The organism is Pseudomonas sp. 34 E 7 (assembly GCF_900005715.1).
Lineage (GTDB): Bacteria > Pseudomonadota > Gammaproteobacteria > Pseudomonadales > Pseudomonadaceae > Aquipseudomonas > Aquipseudomonas orientalis_A.
In genome coordinates this window covers 80,870-98,167 of record NZ_CVTX01000149.1, presented here as the reverse complement: position 1 = coordinate 98,167, position 17,298 = coordinate 80,870, and the positions used below count along the sequence as shown (strand labels likewise).

General features: G+C 58.6%; 12 protein-coding genes and 1 pseudogene. 5 read left to right on the top strand and 8 right to left on the bottom strand.

What is annotated here, in order from left to right; translation table 11 throughout:
* The 4 genes from ptsP to treP all read right to left on the bottom strand — a co-directional run bounded on the left by ptsP (position 1) and on the right by treP (position 7,296).
* Positions 1-2,532: a phosphoenolpyruvate--protein phosphotransferase gene (gene ptsP / locus BFP96_RS16960; protein WP_065936632.1), complete on the bottom strand. Its 2,532-nt coding sequence runs from the start codon at positions 2,530-2,532 to the stop codon at positions 1-3.
* A gap of 171 nt (positions 2,533-2,703) precedes the next feature.
* Complete coding sequence (locus BFP96_RS16955; RefSeq protein ID WP_065887501.1) at positions 2,704-3,924, bottom strand: maltoporin; 1,221 nt, start codon at positions 3,922-3,924, stop codon at positions 2,704-2,706.
* A 164-nt stretch (positions 3,925-4,088) separates the two neighbouring features.
* The gene (gene treC, locus BFP96_RS16950; RefSeq protein WP_065891523.1) at positions 4,089-5,735 is read right to left on the bottom strand and encodes an alpha,alpha-phosphotrehalase; all 1,647 of its coding nucleotides are present in this window, start codon (positions 5,733-5,735) and stop codon (positions 4,089-4,091) included.
* A gap of 118 nt (positions 5,736-5,853) precedes the next feature.
* Positions 5,854-7,296 (bottom strand): PTS system trehalose-specific EIIBC component, encoded by a 1,443-nt coding sequence (gene treP, locus BFP96_RS16945; RefSeq protein ID WP_065895825.1) that lies wholly within the window; start codon positions 7,294-7,296, stop codon positions 5,854-5,856.
* Positions 7,297-7,551: 255 nt separating this feature from the next.
* Between treP and treR the strand changes: the two genes are divergently transcribed.
* Positions 7,552-8,256 (top strand): trehalose operon repressor, encoded by a 705-nt coding sequence (treR, locus tag BFP96_RS16940; RefSeq protein WP_065887498.1) that lies wholly within the window; start codon positions 7,552-7,554, stop codon positions 8,254-8,256.
* Positions 8,257-8,432: 176 nt separating this feature from the next.
* Entirely contained in the window at positions 8,433-9,737 is a 1,305-nt protein-coding gene (locus tag BFP96_RS16935; RefSeq protein WP_065936631.1) for a helix-turn-helix domain-containing protein, read from the top strand.
* 140 nt (positions 9,738-9,877) lie between these two features.
* On the opposite strand, the gene BFP96_RS16930 is transcribed toward BFP96_RS16935, so the two are convergent.
* Both BFP96_RS16930 and BFP96_RS16925 read right to left on the bottom strand, forming a co-directional pair.
* The gene (locus tag BFP96_RS16930; protein ID WP_065895827.1) at positions 9,878-10,510 is read right to left on the bottom strand and encodes an NAD(P)H-dependent oxidoreductase; all 633 of its coding nucleotides are present in this window, start codon (positions 10,508-10,510) and stop codon (positions 9,878-9,880) included.
* Positions 10,511-10,591: 81 nt separating this feature from the next.
* On the bottom strand, positions 10,592-11,572 hold the full coding sequence (locus tag BFP96_RS16925; RefSeq protein WP_139113415.1) for a sterol desaturase family protein: 981 nt from the start codon (positions 11,570-11,572) through the stop codon (positions 10,592-10,594).
* 723 nt (positions 11,573-12,295) lie between these two features.
* Here BFP96_RS16925 and BFP96_RS16920 point away from each other — a divergent pair.
* Together BFP96_RS16920 and BFP96_RS16915 are read left to right on the top strand one after the other, a co-directional pair.
* Positions 12,296-14,368, top strand: coding sequence for a TerD family protein (locus BFP96_RS16920; protein ID WP_065936630.1), 2,073 nt, complete (start codon positions 12,296-12,298; stop codon positions 14,366-14,368).
* Positions 14,369-14,788: 420 nt separating this feature from the next.
* The gene (locus BFP96_RS16915) at positions 14,789-15,112 is read left to right on the top strand and encodes a hypothetical protein (RefSeq protein ID WP_371914772.1); all 324 of its coding nucleotides are present in this window, start codon (positions 14,789-14,791) and stop codon (positions 15,110-15,112) included.
* Between the two features lie 85 nt (positions 15,113-15,197).
* Here BFP96_RS16915 and BFP96_RS31810 read toward each other — a convergent pair whose 3' ends face one another.
* Both BFP96_RS31810 and BFP96_RS31805 read right to left on the bottom strand, forming a co-directional pair.
* Positions 15,198-15,965, bottom strand: a complete 768-nt coding sequence (locus BFP96_RS31810; protein ID WP_371914771.1) for a methyl-accepting chemotaxis protein — start codon at positions 15,963-15,965, stop codon at positions 15,198-15,200.
* A gap of 87 nt (positions 15,966-16,052) precedes the next feature.
* Positions 16,053-16,940 (bottom strand): annotated as a pseudogene (locus BFP96_RS31805) (cache domain-containing protein); the annotation flags it as partial.
* On the opposite strand from BFP96_RS31805, the gene BFP96_RS31345 reads away from it, so the two are divergent.
* Complete coding sequence (locus BFP96_RS31345; RefSeq protein ID WP_237140444.1) at positions 16,941-17,162, top strand: hypothetical protein; 222 nt, start codon at positions 16,941-16,943, stop codon at positions 17,160-17,162. It begins immediately after the preceding pseudogene.
* Positions 17,163-17,298: the final 136 nt, after the last annotated feature.

Here is a 17,298-nt window from a genome sequence, read left to right as displayed (position 1 = left end):
TCAATGCTCCACGACAGATGAGGTTTCAACGGTGGCGGCGTGGTACAGGCGCAAGGCCTCACGCACCTGGCCGGCTTCTTCCAGGCCCAGCACCTGACGGGCGATGATCTGGCAGTCGGCCAGGTCCAGTTCACGCACGGTGGCCTTGATGCTCGGGATCAACGGCACGCTGACCGACAGTTCATCCACACCCAGCCCGATCAGCACCGGCACCGCCAGGGTTTCGGAGGCCAGTGCACCGCAGACGCCCACCCACTTGCCATGGGCATGGGCGGCCTTGACCGTGGCCGCGATCAGGCGCAGCACCGCCGGGTGAAAACTGTCGGCCTGGCTCGCCAGGCGGGGGTGGTCGCGGTCCATGGCCAGGGTGTATTGGGTCAGGTCATTGGTACCGATGGAAAAGAAATCCACATGGGGCGCGAACACATCCGCCATCAACGCGGCGGACGGCACTTCAATCATGATGCCCAGCTTGGGCAACTCGCTGAGCCCGAGTGCCCGTGCTTCTTCCTCGAGCACCTTGCGCGCCAGGTGCAATTCCGAAAGCAGGCTGACCATCGGCAACATGATGTGCAGCCGCGCCAGCCCGGCGCAGGCAAGGATTGCGCGAAACTGTTCGCGCAACAGTTCCGGGCGCTCCAGGCACAGGCGAATACCGCGCAAGCCCAGGAACGGGTTGGTTTCGGCTTCCATCGGTACATAGGCCAGGGGTTTGTCGCCGCCGACATCCAGGGTGCGCACCACAAGATTGCGCTCGGTGCCCAGGGCACGGGCAATCGCACGATAGGTGCCGGCCTGCTCGGCGGGGCTGGGCGCGCGGTTGCGGTCCAGGTAGAGGAATTCCGAACGCAGCAGACCGACGCCCTCGCCGCCCAGGGCCAGGGACTGCTCCACTTCCTGCAACGAGGCAACGTTGGCCGTGACGTCGACGTGACGGCCGTCGCGGGTGACGGCAGCCTGGGCGGCCGCGGCCACTTCGCGCTGACGTCGCAACCCCTGCCGCGCACGGGCCGCCTGCAAGTGGTCAATGTCGACCTGATCCGGCGCCAGGTGCAGTTCGCCCTTGTCGGCGTCGAGCAGCACGTGCGTACCCTCGGCCAACGCCAATACGTCAGTGGGCGCACCGCAGAGGGCGGGCATGCCCAGCGCACGGGCGAGGATTGCGACGTGACTGGTAGCCCCGCCGCCCACCGTGACAAATCCCATCACCTTGCGGGTATCGAGATTCGCCGTTTGCGAGGGGGTCAGTTGCTCGGCGATCAGGATCGCCTGATCCGGCAGCGCCCAGGCACGATCCTCGACACCCAGGATCAGTTTAAGCACGCGCCGGCCGACGTCGGACAGGTCTGCCGCACGCTCGGCGAGCAACGTATTACCCAGGCCCTGGAACAATTTAGCCGTGGCGGCGGTGGCGCTGTTCCAGGCGAATGCTGCGCTCTTGCCCTTGGCCAGCAACAGGTGGGCCTGCTCAAGCAGCGTCGGGTCTTCAAGCAGCTCCTGATGGGCGCGGAAGATATCCGCCTGGGCACTGCCGGCGGCGCCGGCCTGCAAGCGTTGCAACGCCTCGTTGGCCGCCAGCAGGCCACGCTTCAATGCATCGCGCTCGGTGGCTTCGCCTGCACCGGCTTCATTGACTACCAGCTCAGGTTCAGCCACCTGGACCACCTGGCCGAACGCCGAGCCCGGTGATGCACATACGCCGCGCAGCAGCGTGGCCGACGACACCGGCGCGACAGGTTCGACCGGCTCGGTCGTAGCCACCACCGTTTCGCCACACCCCTCGGCCAACAACGCCGTCAACGCCCGGATCGCGGCCTGCGCGTCCTCCCCCGCCGCGCTCACCTGCAAGGTATCGCCCTGAACGGTTTGCAGCGCCATGATCGCCACCAACGACTTGGCGTTGGCGCTCTGGGTCTGCTTGTGCAGGTAGAGGCTCGAACTGAAGCCTTTGGCCGCCTGGGCCAGCACCGCCGCAGGGCGAGCGTGCAAGCCGTGGGCATTGAGCAAGGTCAGCGGTTTGGAGAACAGCGCCGAGCCCTGCGGCTCATTCGCGTCTGCCGCTGCCTCGCCGGGCGACAGTCGCAGCACCGGTCGGCCCTCTTCAACCATGTCGCCCTGCGCCGCCAGCACCACAAACGGCTCGCCACTGACCACCAGCATCAAAGTCAACAGACTGCGCGCATTGAGCGCCACATAGTCGGCGTCGAACTCGATCAACGGCTGGCCGGCCGTCACCCGCTGGCCCTCTTCGACCAGGCGGGTAAAGCCCTTGCCTGCCAGGCTCACGGTGTCCAGGCCGATATGCATCAGCACCTGTACGCCGTTGTCGTCGGTGACGCTGACCGCATGGCCGCTGTCCTGGATATTGCTGATCACTCCGGCGAGCGGTGCACAGAGGGTCTGCGAGGTGGGATCGATGCACACACCATCACCGATCATGCGGCTGGAAAATACCGGGTCCGGCACCTGATCCAGCGCCAGCAGCATTCCGGACAGGGGTGCCAGCAGTTCCAGGGGTTGAGAGGGGTTCATGGCTTCACCTGTAGTGTTGTCTTTAACATTCATTGAGTGGATACGAATCCTGGGATTGCGCAGATCAAATGTGGGAGGGGGCTTGCCCCCGATGACGGCGGACCAGTCAATGCATGCGTTGACGGTGACACCGCATCACGGGCAAGCCTGCTTCCACATTAAAGTCGCGGGTCATTTCCACCAGTATTCAACTTGCACCCCCATGTTCGACCCATGCCGCGCCGTGCCGTAGGCACCGGTGTCGGACAACGCCGAACCTGCCGCCAGCTCATTCGCCGCGCGCTTGGCCGCCTGGTTCCAAGTGGCATAGGTGTAGTACAAGCGCACTTCCGGCCGTGCCCAGAATTCCGGGCCCTTGGGCGACCAGGTCGGCGCGAAGGTGAATTTGCTCAGCTTGCGCGTACCGCCCGTGGCCTCGACCTGATCGTGCCCCAGCTCGGTGACCAGTTTGAATTGCTCGCTGATGGCATACGCCGGGCGCACGCCGAGCGACAGCCAGTTCAGGTCCTGACGCCCGGGCCGCACATCCTTCTGGTACACCGCCTGCACCTGCCCGCCAAAACGCGGGGTCAGTTGCCAGTCGAAAAACTCCACGGCACGGTAGCTTTTGCTGCTGTTGTCCAACCGCGTATTGCCGGTGTAGCCCAGGCCGGTGCCAGGACCTTCGCCATACTGCAACGCGAATTTGTTCTTGCCGCCCAGGAACGCGCTTTGCACATGCTGCGCGGTCAACGCCCAGCCGCTGTTGGTGTCACGCCCGCCAGCCTTTTGGATGTAGCTCAAGCCAAGCTCCAGTTCGCCGCCAGGGTTGGTGTTGAAGCCGGCCACGTTGAAGTCATGCCGGGTGGCGTATTCCTTCTGGTAGAGGTTGTCTTTGCGTGACAGCGCGTAGCTGTATTTCAAGCCGCCGATCAACACATCCTCGATCCCGCCACCGGTGGCGCTCTGGTTCCAGTAGTAGAAGTCGGAGATATGGATGTCGTTACGCTTGTAGTAACGCCGCCCGGCCCACAGCGAACCGCCATTGAGGCTGGGCAGGTTGGACCATTGCGCATACATCTGCGGCATACGCGCAGAGCCGTTGTCCTCGCCCTGGAATTTGAGGGCGCGGTCGTACTTGTTATAGAGCGACGCCATGGCATCGACGCTGAGCACCGAGCCATCGTCGAAGGTCAGCAGGTCCTGGCGCAACTCAAGTTCGCCGTACTGCTCGCATTCGTTGCCCAGGCGGTATTTGGTTTGCGCGCCCGGCAATTGGAAGCACTGCTGCTTGCCGCTGCCGGTAGAGGTGCCGGCGCCGCTGCGCAGGTAACCGCCAAACTCCAGGGCTTGAGCACCAAAGGGCAGGCTCAGGCAGGATGCAACGAGGCCCAGCTTTATTGTTGTTTTCATAAAGCACTCCGATATTTTTATTGTTTTTCTTACTGTCTTGCGTGACGCGATCGCCTGTAGGAGCGGGCTTGCTTGCGAAGCACTTCCAGGCTCCGCGCTGCACCTGGAAGGGCGCGTTATCGTTGACGATCTTCGCGAGCAAGCTCGCTCCTACAGGCGGCATTTCAACCAGTCAGGTGCAGCACAAACGATTCGTACGGGCGCAGCGCCACCGCGCCGGTACGCACCGGGCAGTCGGGGTAATTGCTGATCAGCAAGCGTTGCTCGCTCGCTGCGTTGACGAGCTGATCGGGCAACTGGATTTCACATGGCGTGCCGTAGAAGTTGTTGACCACCAGCAAGCGTTCGCCCCGGCCTTCGCGCAGATACGCCCAGACCTGGGGATGGCCTTGCAGCAGTTCGCGGTAAATGCCTTCCTGGATCAGGGGTTCACGGCGACGCAAGGCGATCAGCGCGCGGTAGTGATGCAGCACCGAGTCAGGATCATCCCGTTGGCGCTCGACGTTGATCTGCGCCGCATTGGCCGGGATGCCGATCCACGGCTCGCCGCTGCTGAAACCGGCGCCGGGCTGACTGTTCCACTGCATCGGCGTGCGACCGTTGTCGCGAGACTTCTGCATGATCGCGGCCATGCTCGACGCCTCGGATTCACCGGCATTGCGCTTGAGGCGAAAGATATTCAGGGTCTCCACATCACGGTATTGGTCGATCCTGTCGAAGCCCGGATTGGTCATGCCCAGTTCCTCACCCTGGTAGACATAAGGCGTGCCCTGGAGCAAGTGCAGTGCGGTGGCGAGCATCTTGGCCGACACCACGCGATGCTCGCCGTCATCGCCAAACCGCGAGACCACCCGGGGCTGGTCGTGGTTACACCAGAACAGCGCGTTCCAGCCGCCACCGGCCTGCATGCCCGACTGCCAGTCGGAGAAGATCTGCTTGAGTTGCAGGAAATCGAACTCGGCCTCCACCCACTTCTGCAGGTTCGGGTAATCGACTTTCAGGTGATGAAAGTTGAAGGTCATCGACAGTTCTTTCGACGCCGGATTGGAGTAGCGAATGCAATGCTCCAGGCTGGTGGAGGACATTTCGCCGACATTGATCAGGTCATGGCCCTCGAAGACTTCGCGGTGCATTTGCTGCAGGTAGTCATGCACGTTGGGGCCGTCGGTGTAGAAGCGCCGGCCATCGGTGTGGTCGTCGGGGAAATCCGCGGGTTTGGAGATCAGGTTGATCACATCCAGGCGAAAGCCGCCCACGCCCTTGTCACGCCAGAAGCGCATCATCTTGAAGACTTCGGCGCGCACCTTGGGGTTGTCCCAGTTGAGGTCGGCCTGGGTGTGGTCGAACAGGTGCAGGTAGTACTGGCCGGTTTGCGCCTCGTATTCCCAGGCCGAGCCGCCGAACTTGGATTCCCAGCTGTTGGGCTGGTCGCGCCAGATGTAGAAGTCGCGGTAGGGATTGTCGAGGCTGCTGCGCGCCTGCCGAAACCACTCATGCTCGACGGAGGTGTGGTTGACCACGATATCGAGCATCAACCTGATACCGCGCTTGGCCGCTTCGCTGATCAACAGGTCGCAATCGGCCATGGTCCCGTAGCTGGGATCGATGGCGTAGTAGTCGCTGATGTCGTAGCCGTTGTCGCGCTGCGGTGAGCGCAGGAACGGGGTGACCCACAGGCAATCGATGCCCAGCCATTGCAGGTAGTCGAGCTTGTCGACGATGCCCAGCAGGTCACCGGTGGCGTTACCCGCGTGGCTGTGGAAGCTTTTGGGGTAGATCTGGTAGATCACCGAGTGTTGCCAGGTTTGCATGGTGGGTTCCTTCAGTAGAATTGGGTGCTGGCCGTGCGGGCCTCATCGGGGGCAAGCCCCCTCCCACAGTGGAATGTATTTCAAATGTGGGAGGGGGCTTGCCCCCGATGGCGATTGATCAGGCGACCCTGTATCCAGGCCGAACAATCTTCATGCTCAACACACAGGTCACAACAAAGGGCACGACAATCGCCACGACCATGCCGATCACAAACATCGCAATGGCGCTCGGCACGATCGAGATAAATCCAGGCAGGCCACCGACGCCGATGGCCGACGCCTGCACCTTGTTCAGCGACAGGAAAATGCTGCCCAGCGCCGAGCCCAGCAGCGCGGCATAGAATGGGAACTTGAAGCGCAGGTTCACGCCGAACATCGCCGGCTCAGTGATACCGAAGTAGGCGGAAATCGCCGACGTCGACGCCATGCTCTTGTCCCGCGCATTGCGGCTCATGTAGAACACAGCCAGTGCGGCGCTGCCCTGGGCCAGGTTGGACATGACGATCATCGGCCAGATAAAGGTGCCGCCCTGGGTCGAGATCAACTGCAGGTCCACGGCGAGGAACATGTGGTGCATGCCGGTGATGACCAGTGGGGCATAGAGCAGGCCGAAAATCGCGCCGCCGACCATCGGTGCCAGGTCGAACAATGTCACCACACCCTCGGTAATCAGGATGCCCAGGTGCCGGGTGACCGGGCCAATAATGGCCAAGGCCAGCACGCCGGTCACAACGATGGTGGTGATAGGCACCACGAGCAGCTGGATGGCGTTGGGCACCCGTGCCCGCAACCACTTCTCGATCACGCTCATGACGTAGGCCGCCATCAGGATTGGCAGGATCTGCCCCTGGTAGCCCACTTTCTCGATCTGGAACCAGCCAAGAATATCGAAGTACGGCAGGCTCTGGCCGTCGAGGCCGGCGACTGCCTTGCCGTAGTTCCAGGCGTTGAGCAGGTCCGGGTGAACCAGCATCAGGCCCAGCACGATGCCGAGGATTTCACTGCCGCCAAAACGCTTGGCCGCCGACCAACCCACCAGTGCCGGCAGGAACACAAACGAGGTGTTGGCCATCAGGTTGATCAGGCTCCACAGGCCATCCAGGTTCGGATACGCCTCCAGCAGCGTCTGGCCCTCGATGAACATGCCCTTGGCGCCCATCAGGTTGTTGATGCCCATGAGCAGGCCGGCAATGATCAGCGCCGGCAGGATCGGCATGAACACATCGGAGAACACCCGCACCAGGCGCTGCATCGGGTTGGTCTTGTCGGCGCCCTTGCGCTTCACATCGGCGATGGTCGATGCCGCCAACCCCGTGACGTCGCGCAAGGCGGCGTAGACCTTTTCCACTTCGCCGGGGCCGATCACCACCTGGAACAAACCGCCGGTGAAGAACGATCCCTTGACCAGGTCGACCTGGTTCAACGCACTGCTGTTGACCAGGCTGGGATCCTTGAGCGCCAGGCGCAGGCGCGTCACGCAGTGGGCAGCTTGCTCAAGGTTGTCGCGCCCCCCGAGGTTCTCGAGAATCTCGCGGGCAATCATCGAATAGTCGTGGCTCATGCTCGTTTTCCACTGTGATTGTTTTTATGGGTGGCAGTCATTGGCAGCACGCCGAGAGGGCAAATTACTCGTCTGTACGAGTGAAATCAACAACTCGTCTATACGAGTTACAATTTTGTTTAACTTTTGAAAATGGTCCGTCAGACATTTCCACCCCCTGCACCGGTGGCGAATGGACAAACCCCACAGGTGCCACTAAGGTTCCTGCCTTGAAAGCGCCGTTCACCTTCATAGAGCCGGGCATCGAGCCATCCCATGAGCAAATACAACCAGATCTATACCGATCTGCTTGCCAGCATCACCACCGAACGCCTGCAGCGCGGCACGCGCCTTCCCTCCGAAACCGAACTGATGGACAGCTACCAGGCCAGCCGGGGCACGGTGCGTCGAGCGATCGAGCAGTTGCAGGAGCGCGGTTTCGCGCAGAAGATCCACGGCAAAGGCACCTTTGTGTTGTCGCCGAACCCGATCGAGTTTCAACTGGGCGGCATCGTGAGCTTCCATGAAACCCACGCCGACCTGGGCGATGACATACGCACCGAAGTGGTCGAGTTCACCCAAGTGCCGCTGGAAGGCTCATTGCAACAGCACATCGAGGCTGAACCCGGCACGCTGATCACCCGGATCAAGCGGGTACGGCGCATTGGCGGCAAACGGGTGATCCTGGACATCAACCACTTCGTCGCCGACCTGATCCCCGGCCTGGACCGCTCGATTGCCGAGCAGTCGATCTACGCGTTTATCGAGCAGACGCTGCAGCTGCAGATCAGCTATGCCCAACGCACCATCGAAGCCCTGCCGCGCAGCAAGGACGACCAGGCGCACCTGGACCTTGACGGGCAAAGCCATGTGATCGTGGTGAGTAACCAGACGTTCCTGCAGGACGGGCGGCAGTTCGAGTACACCGAGTCGCGGCATACGTTGGACAAGTTCTACTTTTCGGATATTGCGCGGCGGTAAGCGCAAGCCGGGAAACCCGCTGACCCAGTGTGCGCCGACCTCTTTTTCGCAACGCCAATGGTTGTGCGCTTGGCTAAGTGCCAATTTGGGATACGGATGCGGACGACCTGCCGCCTATGCTTAGGTCGAGCTCATCGCCTTATCCTCAATGGCGACGAGCGCAGTCAGGGTGTGAAATGGACAAGTCGCAGGAAGTTGACCAGGTAGATCGGCTCACAGCGCACGCGCACAGACTCTTGAAGAGTGGTGCGCTCGGTAAATCGCAACAGATCATTCGTCTTTTCGAGTTTCTCCTCGAACGATCGCTGACGGCGACCGCAACCAAAGAAATCGAGATTGCACTCGTCGTGTTTGGTCGATCCGCCAGCGTGGATCTCGCGGCTGATGCAACGGTTCGCGTGCATATTCATCGGTTGCGAAAAAAACTCGATGCGGCGCCCGTCGATGAGCGTGGCGAGCGGCTTATCCTTCCACGTGGTGAATATCGTCTGGTCGTCGTTGTGCCCGAAGAGCAAGACAACTACGCCGACCCTGTGCGCCGACGTTTCCTTGATTGGCGGTATTTAGCCGTCGCGGCGCTTTTCCTCACGCTCAACGCGCTGTGCTGGCTCTGGTTGGTAGGCAAATCACCCAGTGATTCGCGGATCGACAGCACGCTCTGGAGTGGTATCGCGAAGAATCTGGCACCGCTACTCATCGTTTCCGGTGATTTTTATGTATTCGGTGAACAAGGCACTGACGGTTCCATTCTGCGTATGGTCGCTGATTCCACCATCGCTTCCAGCGAGGACCTCAATAAGTACAAACAGCGGATGCCTGTGCCCGGCCAAAAGTATGTCGACATGAATGCCTATCACTTGCCGAGTGGGCTCGCATCAGCGCTGGTTTCGGTGATGCCCGTCATGGTCGCAACCAGGTCCGGAAATTCGAGCCTGATCAAGCATGTGACAACCTCACGTTTCACCAATGAGATGCTGAGCGATCACGATATTGTCTATGTGGGTTTGCTCGACACGCTCGGTGATCTGCAGGAGCCGTTTTTTGATCTCTCCGGATTTTCGCTGTCGGCCAGCGGCGATACCCTTGTGGATCTAGCGACCGGGGATAAATTTCAATCTGATTGGGCCGAACCCTCCACTGACAGAATCATGCGTCGTGATTATGCGTACCTTGCTCGCTTTCCGGGACCCGCAGGCAATCACATCGTTGTCGTTGCCGGCATTATGGATCCGGCACTGATTGAGGCCGCGAAAATTGCATCGGACAGTGCCGAGCTGAGTCGCTTGAAGACCGTGCTAGGCAATAGCGACGCCTTTGAAGCGATGTATGAGGTGCGCACATTTGGTCCGTCGAGTGTATCGGCAGAACTGCTGATCGCACGCCCGCTGGACGTCGGTCAGATGTGGCGTACAAGACGGGCGCCGCCTGCCAGTGACAAGGCCATACCAAGCCCCGGCAAGGCAGACGAGGCCGTTCAGTAGAAGCTGAGTGTGGGAATGCCTTGCGCAACGTGCATGGCCTGCATGGGGTCTCGGCAACGGCGCCTGAACCGGCATGCAGGCACATTTTATCTGCCCTGCTGATTACAACCTGTGTTGTTGGAAATTATCCGGAGTAGACCCTACGCAATCTCGACGAACATATGCGCCTTGTCGCGCCGGACCTTTTCGAGCTTTACCAGCCAATCGCTTTCAGTATCCCGGTAGCCCAGGGCCAAGAGAACGGAACTGTTCAACCCCTGCTCGGGAAGCTTCAGCAGCGCGTTCACTGCCTGGTTGTCGAACCCTTCCATGGGTGTTGCATCCACGCCCAGTTCGGCTGCCGCTACCAACGCGAATCCCAAGCCGATGTAGCACTGTTTGGACGCATGAACATACTGCTGCTCCTTGCTCATGCTGCCAAAAGAATCGAGCAGCGATAACCGGTAATCATCGGTGACACTGGCAGGCAAGTTACGTATCCCGTTGCTGTATTCAAAAAATGCATTGATCCGCTCAGGTGTGTACTCATCCCAGGCTGCAAAAATCAACAAGTGTGACGATGTGGAGATTTGCTGTTGATTGGCGCAAATCGGCTGCAATTGCGCCTTCAACTCAGGGTTAGTGATGATTAACACCTTGAAAGGCTGCAGGCCCGAACTGCTGGGGGCCAGGCGTATGGCCTCCAGGATCGAATCAATTTTTTCTTGCGCGACCTTGTCGTCGTTGTAGCTTTTGGTTGCATAGCGCCAATGAAGCGTGTCTTTCAATGCCATGATGATTCCCTTAACGCAATTGAGCCTGCGATTGCCTGGTGTGCTGTAAACCCTGGATGCTTCCCGAGTGCTCCGAACCCATCACGGATTCGGGCTTTGTCCGTCCTTCACGTGACGCCAGAGGGTTTTGAAAGGATCGATATAGAAGCCCTTCAGGGTATTGTGGGGATTGTTGGCACCGTACTCTTCGTCGTTACACCCCCAACGCCAGCTTTCGCCCTTCTTGGGCAAGTAGAGTGTTCCGAACATCCAGTCCCAGAGTGTCAGTACGACTGCATTGTTCTTGTCCCAGTGATGGGGTTCCATACTGTGGTGAAGGTTGTGCATGACAGGCGCCAAAACGATGCGGTTCATCCACCCGTAGGAGATCGGCAGATGGACGTGAGAAAACACATCGATAACAAAGAAGCAGATGTAGGCCATTGTGGTGACGGCAACCACCATGCCTGGGTGGATTTGGCTGCCCGTCGCATAAAGCACCAGACCGGTGAAGGCCCCGCCGACCACCGCCGGGATGATATTGAGGCCAAAGAACTCGATGGGGTGCTGGCGAAATAACGTCCAGGGCGTCAGTGTCTCGGCGGTATGGTGAGGTTTGTGAAGATGCCACATCAGTGCGTTGGTATGGCACCAGCGATGTATCCAATACCCGACGAAGTCGACACTGAGGAAATAGGTCAGAAACTGAACGGAGATGATCAGCCAGGTTGACGTCATCAACGGGGCTCGGACGCCGAACTCAGCAGTGATATAAGCGCCGACATTGTCAGCAATGGCGATGCCATTGACGGCGAAGACGCCTACCAGGGGAAAACCGAGCATCAACAGGATGATACCGTTCCACATATCCACGCGAGATGAGGGGTTGTCGTATTGCTCCTTGGGAAAGGCTGCATTGGCCAGAGAGCGGATGGTCAGGGGGCTCTGCCACTTTTGCGAGATGATGAACATCACCGCAAGCACTGAGACGAACAGAGGAAGACCCCAGGCCCACAAGCTCATTATTTCCAGAGTCGGTTCATAGAACGCGACAATTGATTCCCAAATGTCATGCATCGTCATCGTAAGTACCTCGCCATTTATTCTTTTGTTATTGTTTTGAGGCCATGGATAGCCTCGCTTTGTCTTTACTCTCCGTGCAGACCCGGTCGGATTTTCTGTTGCACCGGGCTATATGGATACTGCCCATGACTTAATGCCCAAGATAAGTTGGTTAACGGTTAATTAACGGTACGTAACAGGTTATTTTCAGCGCAGGTTTCGCTAAAAACGTAGTTGAATCAGTCAGATAGTCTTAAGGCATGCGGGTGAACTGATTTCCCCGTGGCCAGGTGTGTCAGCCGCACGGGATACGTTCGGGCACTGATTGGAACGTCGTGCGTTTGCCGGTTTCACTCTCTCTGAGTTCGAGAGCTACGAATTGGGGGCGCGGGTGGGGTTAGAAAGCTCGCACAAAGGTGCGGGATTTGCGGGAACGATCGTCCGGTTTTAAAGGAAACTTGATCAATCATTTCGCCACTCGTATGGCAAGTAGACAGCGACTTGTCGCCTAGCCCCTGTTCTTCTGGCGAAGCAGCTTGTTACCGTTGAGATACCCAGCGACCTGCCAAACAGATACAACCTTACGTAGAATGCCTCCGTGGCTATGGAACACCTTCCTTCCAACCTTCTATGACCTAGGGGTTCCGCTCTCCACACCGCGCCTGCTACTTGCAGGCGTTTTTACATCAGTTGCAGAACAACCCTGCAACTCGTCCATGACGGCGGCCAAGGGAGAAATCAAGCATGAATCAGGGTCTGTTCCTGCGTCGCCGCAGCAAAGTTCACGTCCCGATGGGCACTGGCGGCGCCACGCGTGCTCAGGTCGCGTTGGCTGTAAGGGAAGTCGCGGCGTTTCGATGCGTACTGTCAGAGCTTCTGATTGAGCAAATCGGTCTGTTGTCGGCGACGGAACTCAAGCACTGGTTGTACGAAATCGTCAAAGTGCTTCGTCGGGAAATGGGCGCCCATGTCCATCACAGGCCGTTTTATCCTGACTTTCCAGAGCAGGTTCTAACAGCCTCAGATGCGGAGTTGTACCTTAACGCCGTCATCCACTACCTCACGCTTTGGCGCTTGCCACAGACTGAACACGCTCGACCTGCGTTGCTTGAGGGGAACTTCATATCCCGCGTTATCGAACCGGGAAGCGTCGCTGAGTTCGAGTCACTGCTCGAGCCGCTGGTTTCATCGCGCACCTCGCTTTCAGAAGAAGAAACTGCCGATGTTGTCTGGTTTATCCGAGAGTACAAAAGCGATGTGTTCCGTCTCTTGCCTGAAGCCGTTCCGTTCAGGGAGAACCGTGCACAGGTTGGCGCCGCACTTATCCTCCATGTCGTCGGCGATGCGCGGGTGGACGCATTCCTGGAGCGAAACGTCGAAACGGCAACTGACGTGCTACGACTCACGATTGCGCTGAATGGAGGGGACGTATCACTGGCCACGGCTTCGACACGTTTCACAGCGATGAAGCGCTCCACGCGCCGCCTGCTGTTGCGCCTGCTCGACCGCATACCTAACGCTATAGAAGATGTGATGCGACATCCCGAGCGATGGAAACGTCTGGCTGAAGTACTGCATCCCGGCGATTACGCCGATAAGTATCCACGGGCGCTGGCCGCCATCACGGCAGCACGTCGCAATGAAGCGCCAGCCTCATTTGGATCACGTGTCGAAACATTGCTTGTCCAGCGTCACACCGCCACGCTGATGCCGATATTACAGAGCCGTCCTGGTGAGTTCGCGCGACGGCTGGACGCGACCCTGCGGCGCGCGACGGAGCCAGAGTCGGTACTCAACGCGTTCGAAACGGTTGCGTCACAAGTGTCCTCACCTGTCCTGCTGCAGTTGCTCGCCCAGGTGCGTGCGCCGCGCCCCCTTCTCCTGCGGGCTTTTACGCCGAAAGGGTCCTTTGCCAGAATCTATGCCATCAAGGATCGACGCGAACCTGTCGCTCCAGACGTGCTGGCTCGCGCAGCCAGAATCTGCGAGGACGCTCTCGTAACGCGTTTTGCGTCGCTACCGCCACTGGGCCGCTGTTACATTGATCCAGCACTGCGCGAATACCGAGTGCCGCTGGCGCAGCGTGCCGCCTCGAAGTCGCTACGTACACTGGTGCGGGGCAGCCGCTTGCCTATGCCTGACACAGGTTTCATTCGCCTGTTCCTATGGTGGAAGAACGGTACTGAACGTACGGACATCGATTTGTCCGCAGCATTTTTCGACGCCAACTTCGTGTTCAAACAAACGGTCTCGTACTACAACCTGAAGGGTCTCGGCGGCTACCACAGCGGCGACATTGTCGACGCGCCCAACGGGGCTTCGGAATTCATCGACCTCGACCTTGATGTGCTCGTCGAGAAGGGTGTCCGCTATGTCGTCACGTCTATCAATTCATTCACCGAGCAGCCGTACTGCGATCTTCCAGAATGCTTCGCCGGCTGGATGGCCCGCGCCAATGTGGCCTCGGGTGAAGTATTCGAGCCACGCTCAGTGTTCGACCGTATCGATATCGCATCCGACACAAGTATCTGCCTGCCATTCGTGATGGACATACAGGAACGACGCATGATTTGGGCCGATCTGGGGCTAACTTCATCTCCGTGGTGGAACAACGTTCAGAACAACCTTAGTGGAGTATCGTTGATGTTGCAGGCCCTGCTACATACACCAAGACCGGATTTGGAGACGTTGTTTGATTTACATGTTCGAGCACGGGGAGAACGAGTGGCGTCACTTCAGCAGGCACAGGCAATGTTTGCGCCTGATCAAGGGGTAACACCGTTCGATACGGATTTGATTCGATCGCAGTTTCTTTAATACCTGCGGCAGCTTCTACCGGTTATTGAAAACGACGGCTCTTGCTTCGCAGATTTCTATCCAAAAACAAAAATGCCAGTCAGTGATTACTGACTGGCATTGGTTAAACGACTTCCGGCGCTACTGCGAATCTGGTACTGCACGCTAGTCAGTTCCGGACGCCCAATCATTCCCACGCCATTATCAATCTGACAAATAAAACCTTATAAAACCGACTACACAGTATTTTTCCTCGCAACGTTAACGCTCTGCGGCGCTGATATGGGGCCGAGCATAGGGTGAAGCGACGAGCGACAATAAGCCAATCAGTGAAAGACGCAGGCAAAGGTAACGTGGACATGTGCAAGCTCGGTCGCATCCATGAGTCTGCGGTGTGTGACGGACGCCGATAATCGGGCATAGTCCGGGGCGCCCATGGACATGGAGAATGTGATGTTGCTGACGCGAAATCAGTTGTTGGGCCTAAGCCTTCTGGTAGTAGTTGGGGGCTGTACCCCTTTTCAACCGCCACCCGGGGACTACACGCAGTGGTACAAAAAAGGGGTAACCCAATCGGGCGTCGACAACGCCATGCGTGCTTGCGGGTATACCAATCTTGATGGCGCAGGAGACACCTCGCCGATTGATGTTGTGCTGACGCGGTTCTACTGTATGAAGGACGCAGGGTTCAAGCGCAGGGATAATCTCGACCTGTGCAAGCTAGGCCGCATTGGCGAATCGCCGGTGTGCGAAGGCCGTCGCTAATCCATCGCCCAAAAGACTATCCACTCAACGAGTCTTGGGAGGAATAATCTGCGTTGAACACATCATGCCTCCCGCCCTCACGTACTTACGACTTGAAGCGCCCTACCAGCCCGTTCAGCTCATTGGACAGATGCGAAAGCCGACCCGAGTCTTCCTGCGCAGAACTGGCGAGGCTCTCGACCAGTTGCGCCTCGTCGTAGATCTGCTGGATATGCTTGTTGATGTCTTCGGCCACGCTATGTTGCTCTTCGGCGGCGGCGGATATCTGCAGGTTCTGATCCCGGATTTCATTCACCGACAGCTGGATGCCTTCAAAGCTTTCACGTGCGTTTCCAATGGAGGAAACGCTGGCGCGTGACAGCTCCAGGCAACTTTCCATCTTCTGCGACACTTCTTGAGTCTTGCTACCGAGCGCGCTGAGCAACTGATCGATTTCCCCAGTGGAATCCGAGGTACGCTTGGCCAGCGCTCGAACTTCATCCGCGACCACCGCAAACCCTCGCCCCTGGTCACCGGCCCGTGCCGCTTCGATTGCCGCGTTCAGTGCCAGCCAGTTGGTCTGCTCCGCGATGGCGCGGATGGTGCCCAGAATCTGGTTGATACTGCGACTACCCTCCTCCAGCTCCACCATGGACTGTGAAGATTCGGTCAGGCGACGCCCCAGGCGATTGACGTTGTCGGTGGTCAACTCAATCTGCTCTTTACCTTCGGCGACACGATGATGACCACTCTCGGCGGAATTGGCCGCAGCGCTGCACGAGCGCGCCACTTCATTAGCAGTGGCGACCATTTCATTGAACGCCGTGGACACCAACTCCACCGCCTCACGCTGGCGTCCAGCCGCCTGGTTCATGTTAGTGGCCACTTCGCTGTTCACACGCGAAGCATCCTGCAGGTTGGTCGATGCCGCGCCGATGCTCTGGATCAACTGGCGTATTGCGGCGAGAAACTTGTTGAACCAGCCTGCCAGCTCGGCGGTTTCGTCTTTGCCCTGCACATCAAGATCACGGCGCAGGTCGCCCTCACCTTCAGCAATTGACTGAAGCCCGGTGCTGACCTGGCCGATGGGCTTGACGATAACCTTGGCGAAAGCCGCCGCCAGCAGTGCAAAAAGCAGCACCAGCACCACCACGATCGCAACCGTCACGTAGGTCATGCGTGTGGCCTCGGCCATGACTTCGCTGTACTCAATCAACCCCACGTAACGCCAGCCCAGACCCGGCGATGTCCACACGTTTGCCATGTACCGGACGCCGTTGATTTCCACTTCGGTTGAACCTTGCGCAGTGGCGGCCAGTTTGGCGTAAGGCTCACCCAGATCCTTGAGCTGCTTGAAGCTGTGCCCGGCATCACGCGGATCGACCAGTACTGTGCCGTCTTCGATGAGCATCACATAGCCGCTTTCGCCGAGCTTGATGCTTTTGACCAGTTCGGTGAGGTTGGTCAGCGATACGCTTACCACAAACACGCCCTTGGCCTTGCCTGCTTCATCGAGCATGGCCCTGGCGCTACCAACCAGCGCTACCGCATCCTTTTCGTAGTAATACGCCGCAGTCCTTACCGCTTTACCGGGGCTGGCCATGGCGGCCTTGTACCACGGGCGCGTACGCGGGTCGTATTTCGACAACTGAGGGTCATCCGGCCATTTCGCGTAACTGCCGTCTTCCAGGCCAATGGACAGGATTGCCGCAGCCGGATGCGTCGCGCCATACCGGGCAAACGCATCGATGACTTGCCGGGCTGCCGCAGGCAGCGGCTGACTGGCTGCATCAGCAGCCTCGTAGTGCTTTAGGCTGGCGACCGATGTGTAGAAAGGGTCTGTAGCCATTTGATCGACGTTTTGCTGCGTACCATCAAAAAACTGCCGGATATTACCGTCGATCTGGCGTATTTCTCGGGTGCTGCCATCCATGAACTGGCTGACCGCTTCGGACCGGGTATTGAGTACAGAGATCACGGCCACCAGACTTACGGGGATGAATGCGACGAGTACAAAAGCCAGGACGAGCTTGTTTTTTATTTTCATTTTGCAGATCACTACCTGAAATAAGTGAGATAACGCACCCGGAGCAAACCTGCTGGACGCGAGTCGCCGCAAAAGCGATATCGGCCTGCGTCGCGCAATCTTTACAGTCATCTACGCGAATGCCGCTTGGAACGTAGCGCCTGATAAAAGTGGCTGTGAG

Bases quoted from the DNA above. Each gene is read 5' to 3' on its own strand.
- ptsP (WP_065936632.1), bottom strand. From the start codon at position 2,532: ATGAACCCCTCTCAACCCCTGGAACTGCTGGCACCCCTGTCCGGAATG.
- BFP96_RS16955 (WP_065887501.1), bottom strand. From the start codon at position 3,924: ATGAAAACAACAATAAAGCTGGGCCTCGTTGCATCCTGCCTGAGCCTG.
- treC (WP_065891523.1), bottom strand. From the start codon at position 5,735: ATGCAAACCTGGCAACACTCGGTGATCTACCAGATCTACCCCAAAAGC.
- treP (WP_065895825.1), bottom strand. From the start codon at position 7,296: ATGAGCCACGACTATTCGATGATTGCCCGCGAGATTCTCGAGAACCTC.
- treR (WP_065887498.1), top strand. From the start codon at position 7,552: ATGAGCAAATACAACCAGATCTATACCGATCTGCTTGCCAGCATCACC.
- BFP96_RS16935 (WP_065936631.1), top strand. From the start codon at position 8,433: ATGGACAAGTCGCAGGAAGTTGACCAGGTAGATCGGCTCACAGCGCAC.
- BFP96_RS16930 (WP_065895827.1), bottom strand. From the start codon at position 10,510: ATGGCATTGAAAGACACGCTTCATTGGCGCTATGCAACCAAAAGCTAC.
- BFP96_RS16925 (WP_139113415.1), bottom strand. From the start codon at position 11,572: ATGACGATGCATGACATTTGGGAATCAATTGTCGCGTTCTATGAACCG.
- BFP96_RS16920 (WP_065936630.1), top strand. From the start codon at position 12,296: ATGAATCAGGGTCTGTTCCTGCGTCGCCGCAGCAAAGTTCACGTCCCG.
- BFP96_RS16915 (WP_371914772.1), top strand. From the start codon at position 14,789: ATGGAGAATGTGATGTTGCTGACGCGAAATCAGTTGTTGGGCCTAAGC.
- BFP96_RS31810 (WP_371914771.1), bottom strand. From the start codon at position 15,965: ATGAACCAGGCGGCTGGACGCCAGCGTGAGGCGGTGGAGTTGGTGTCC.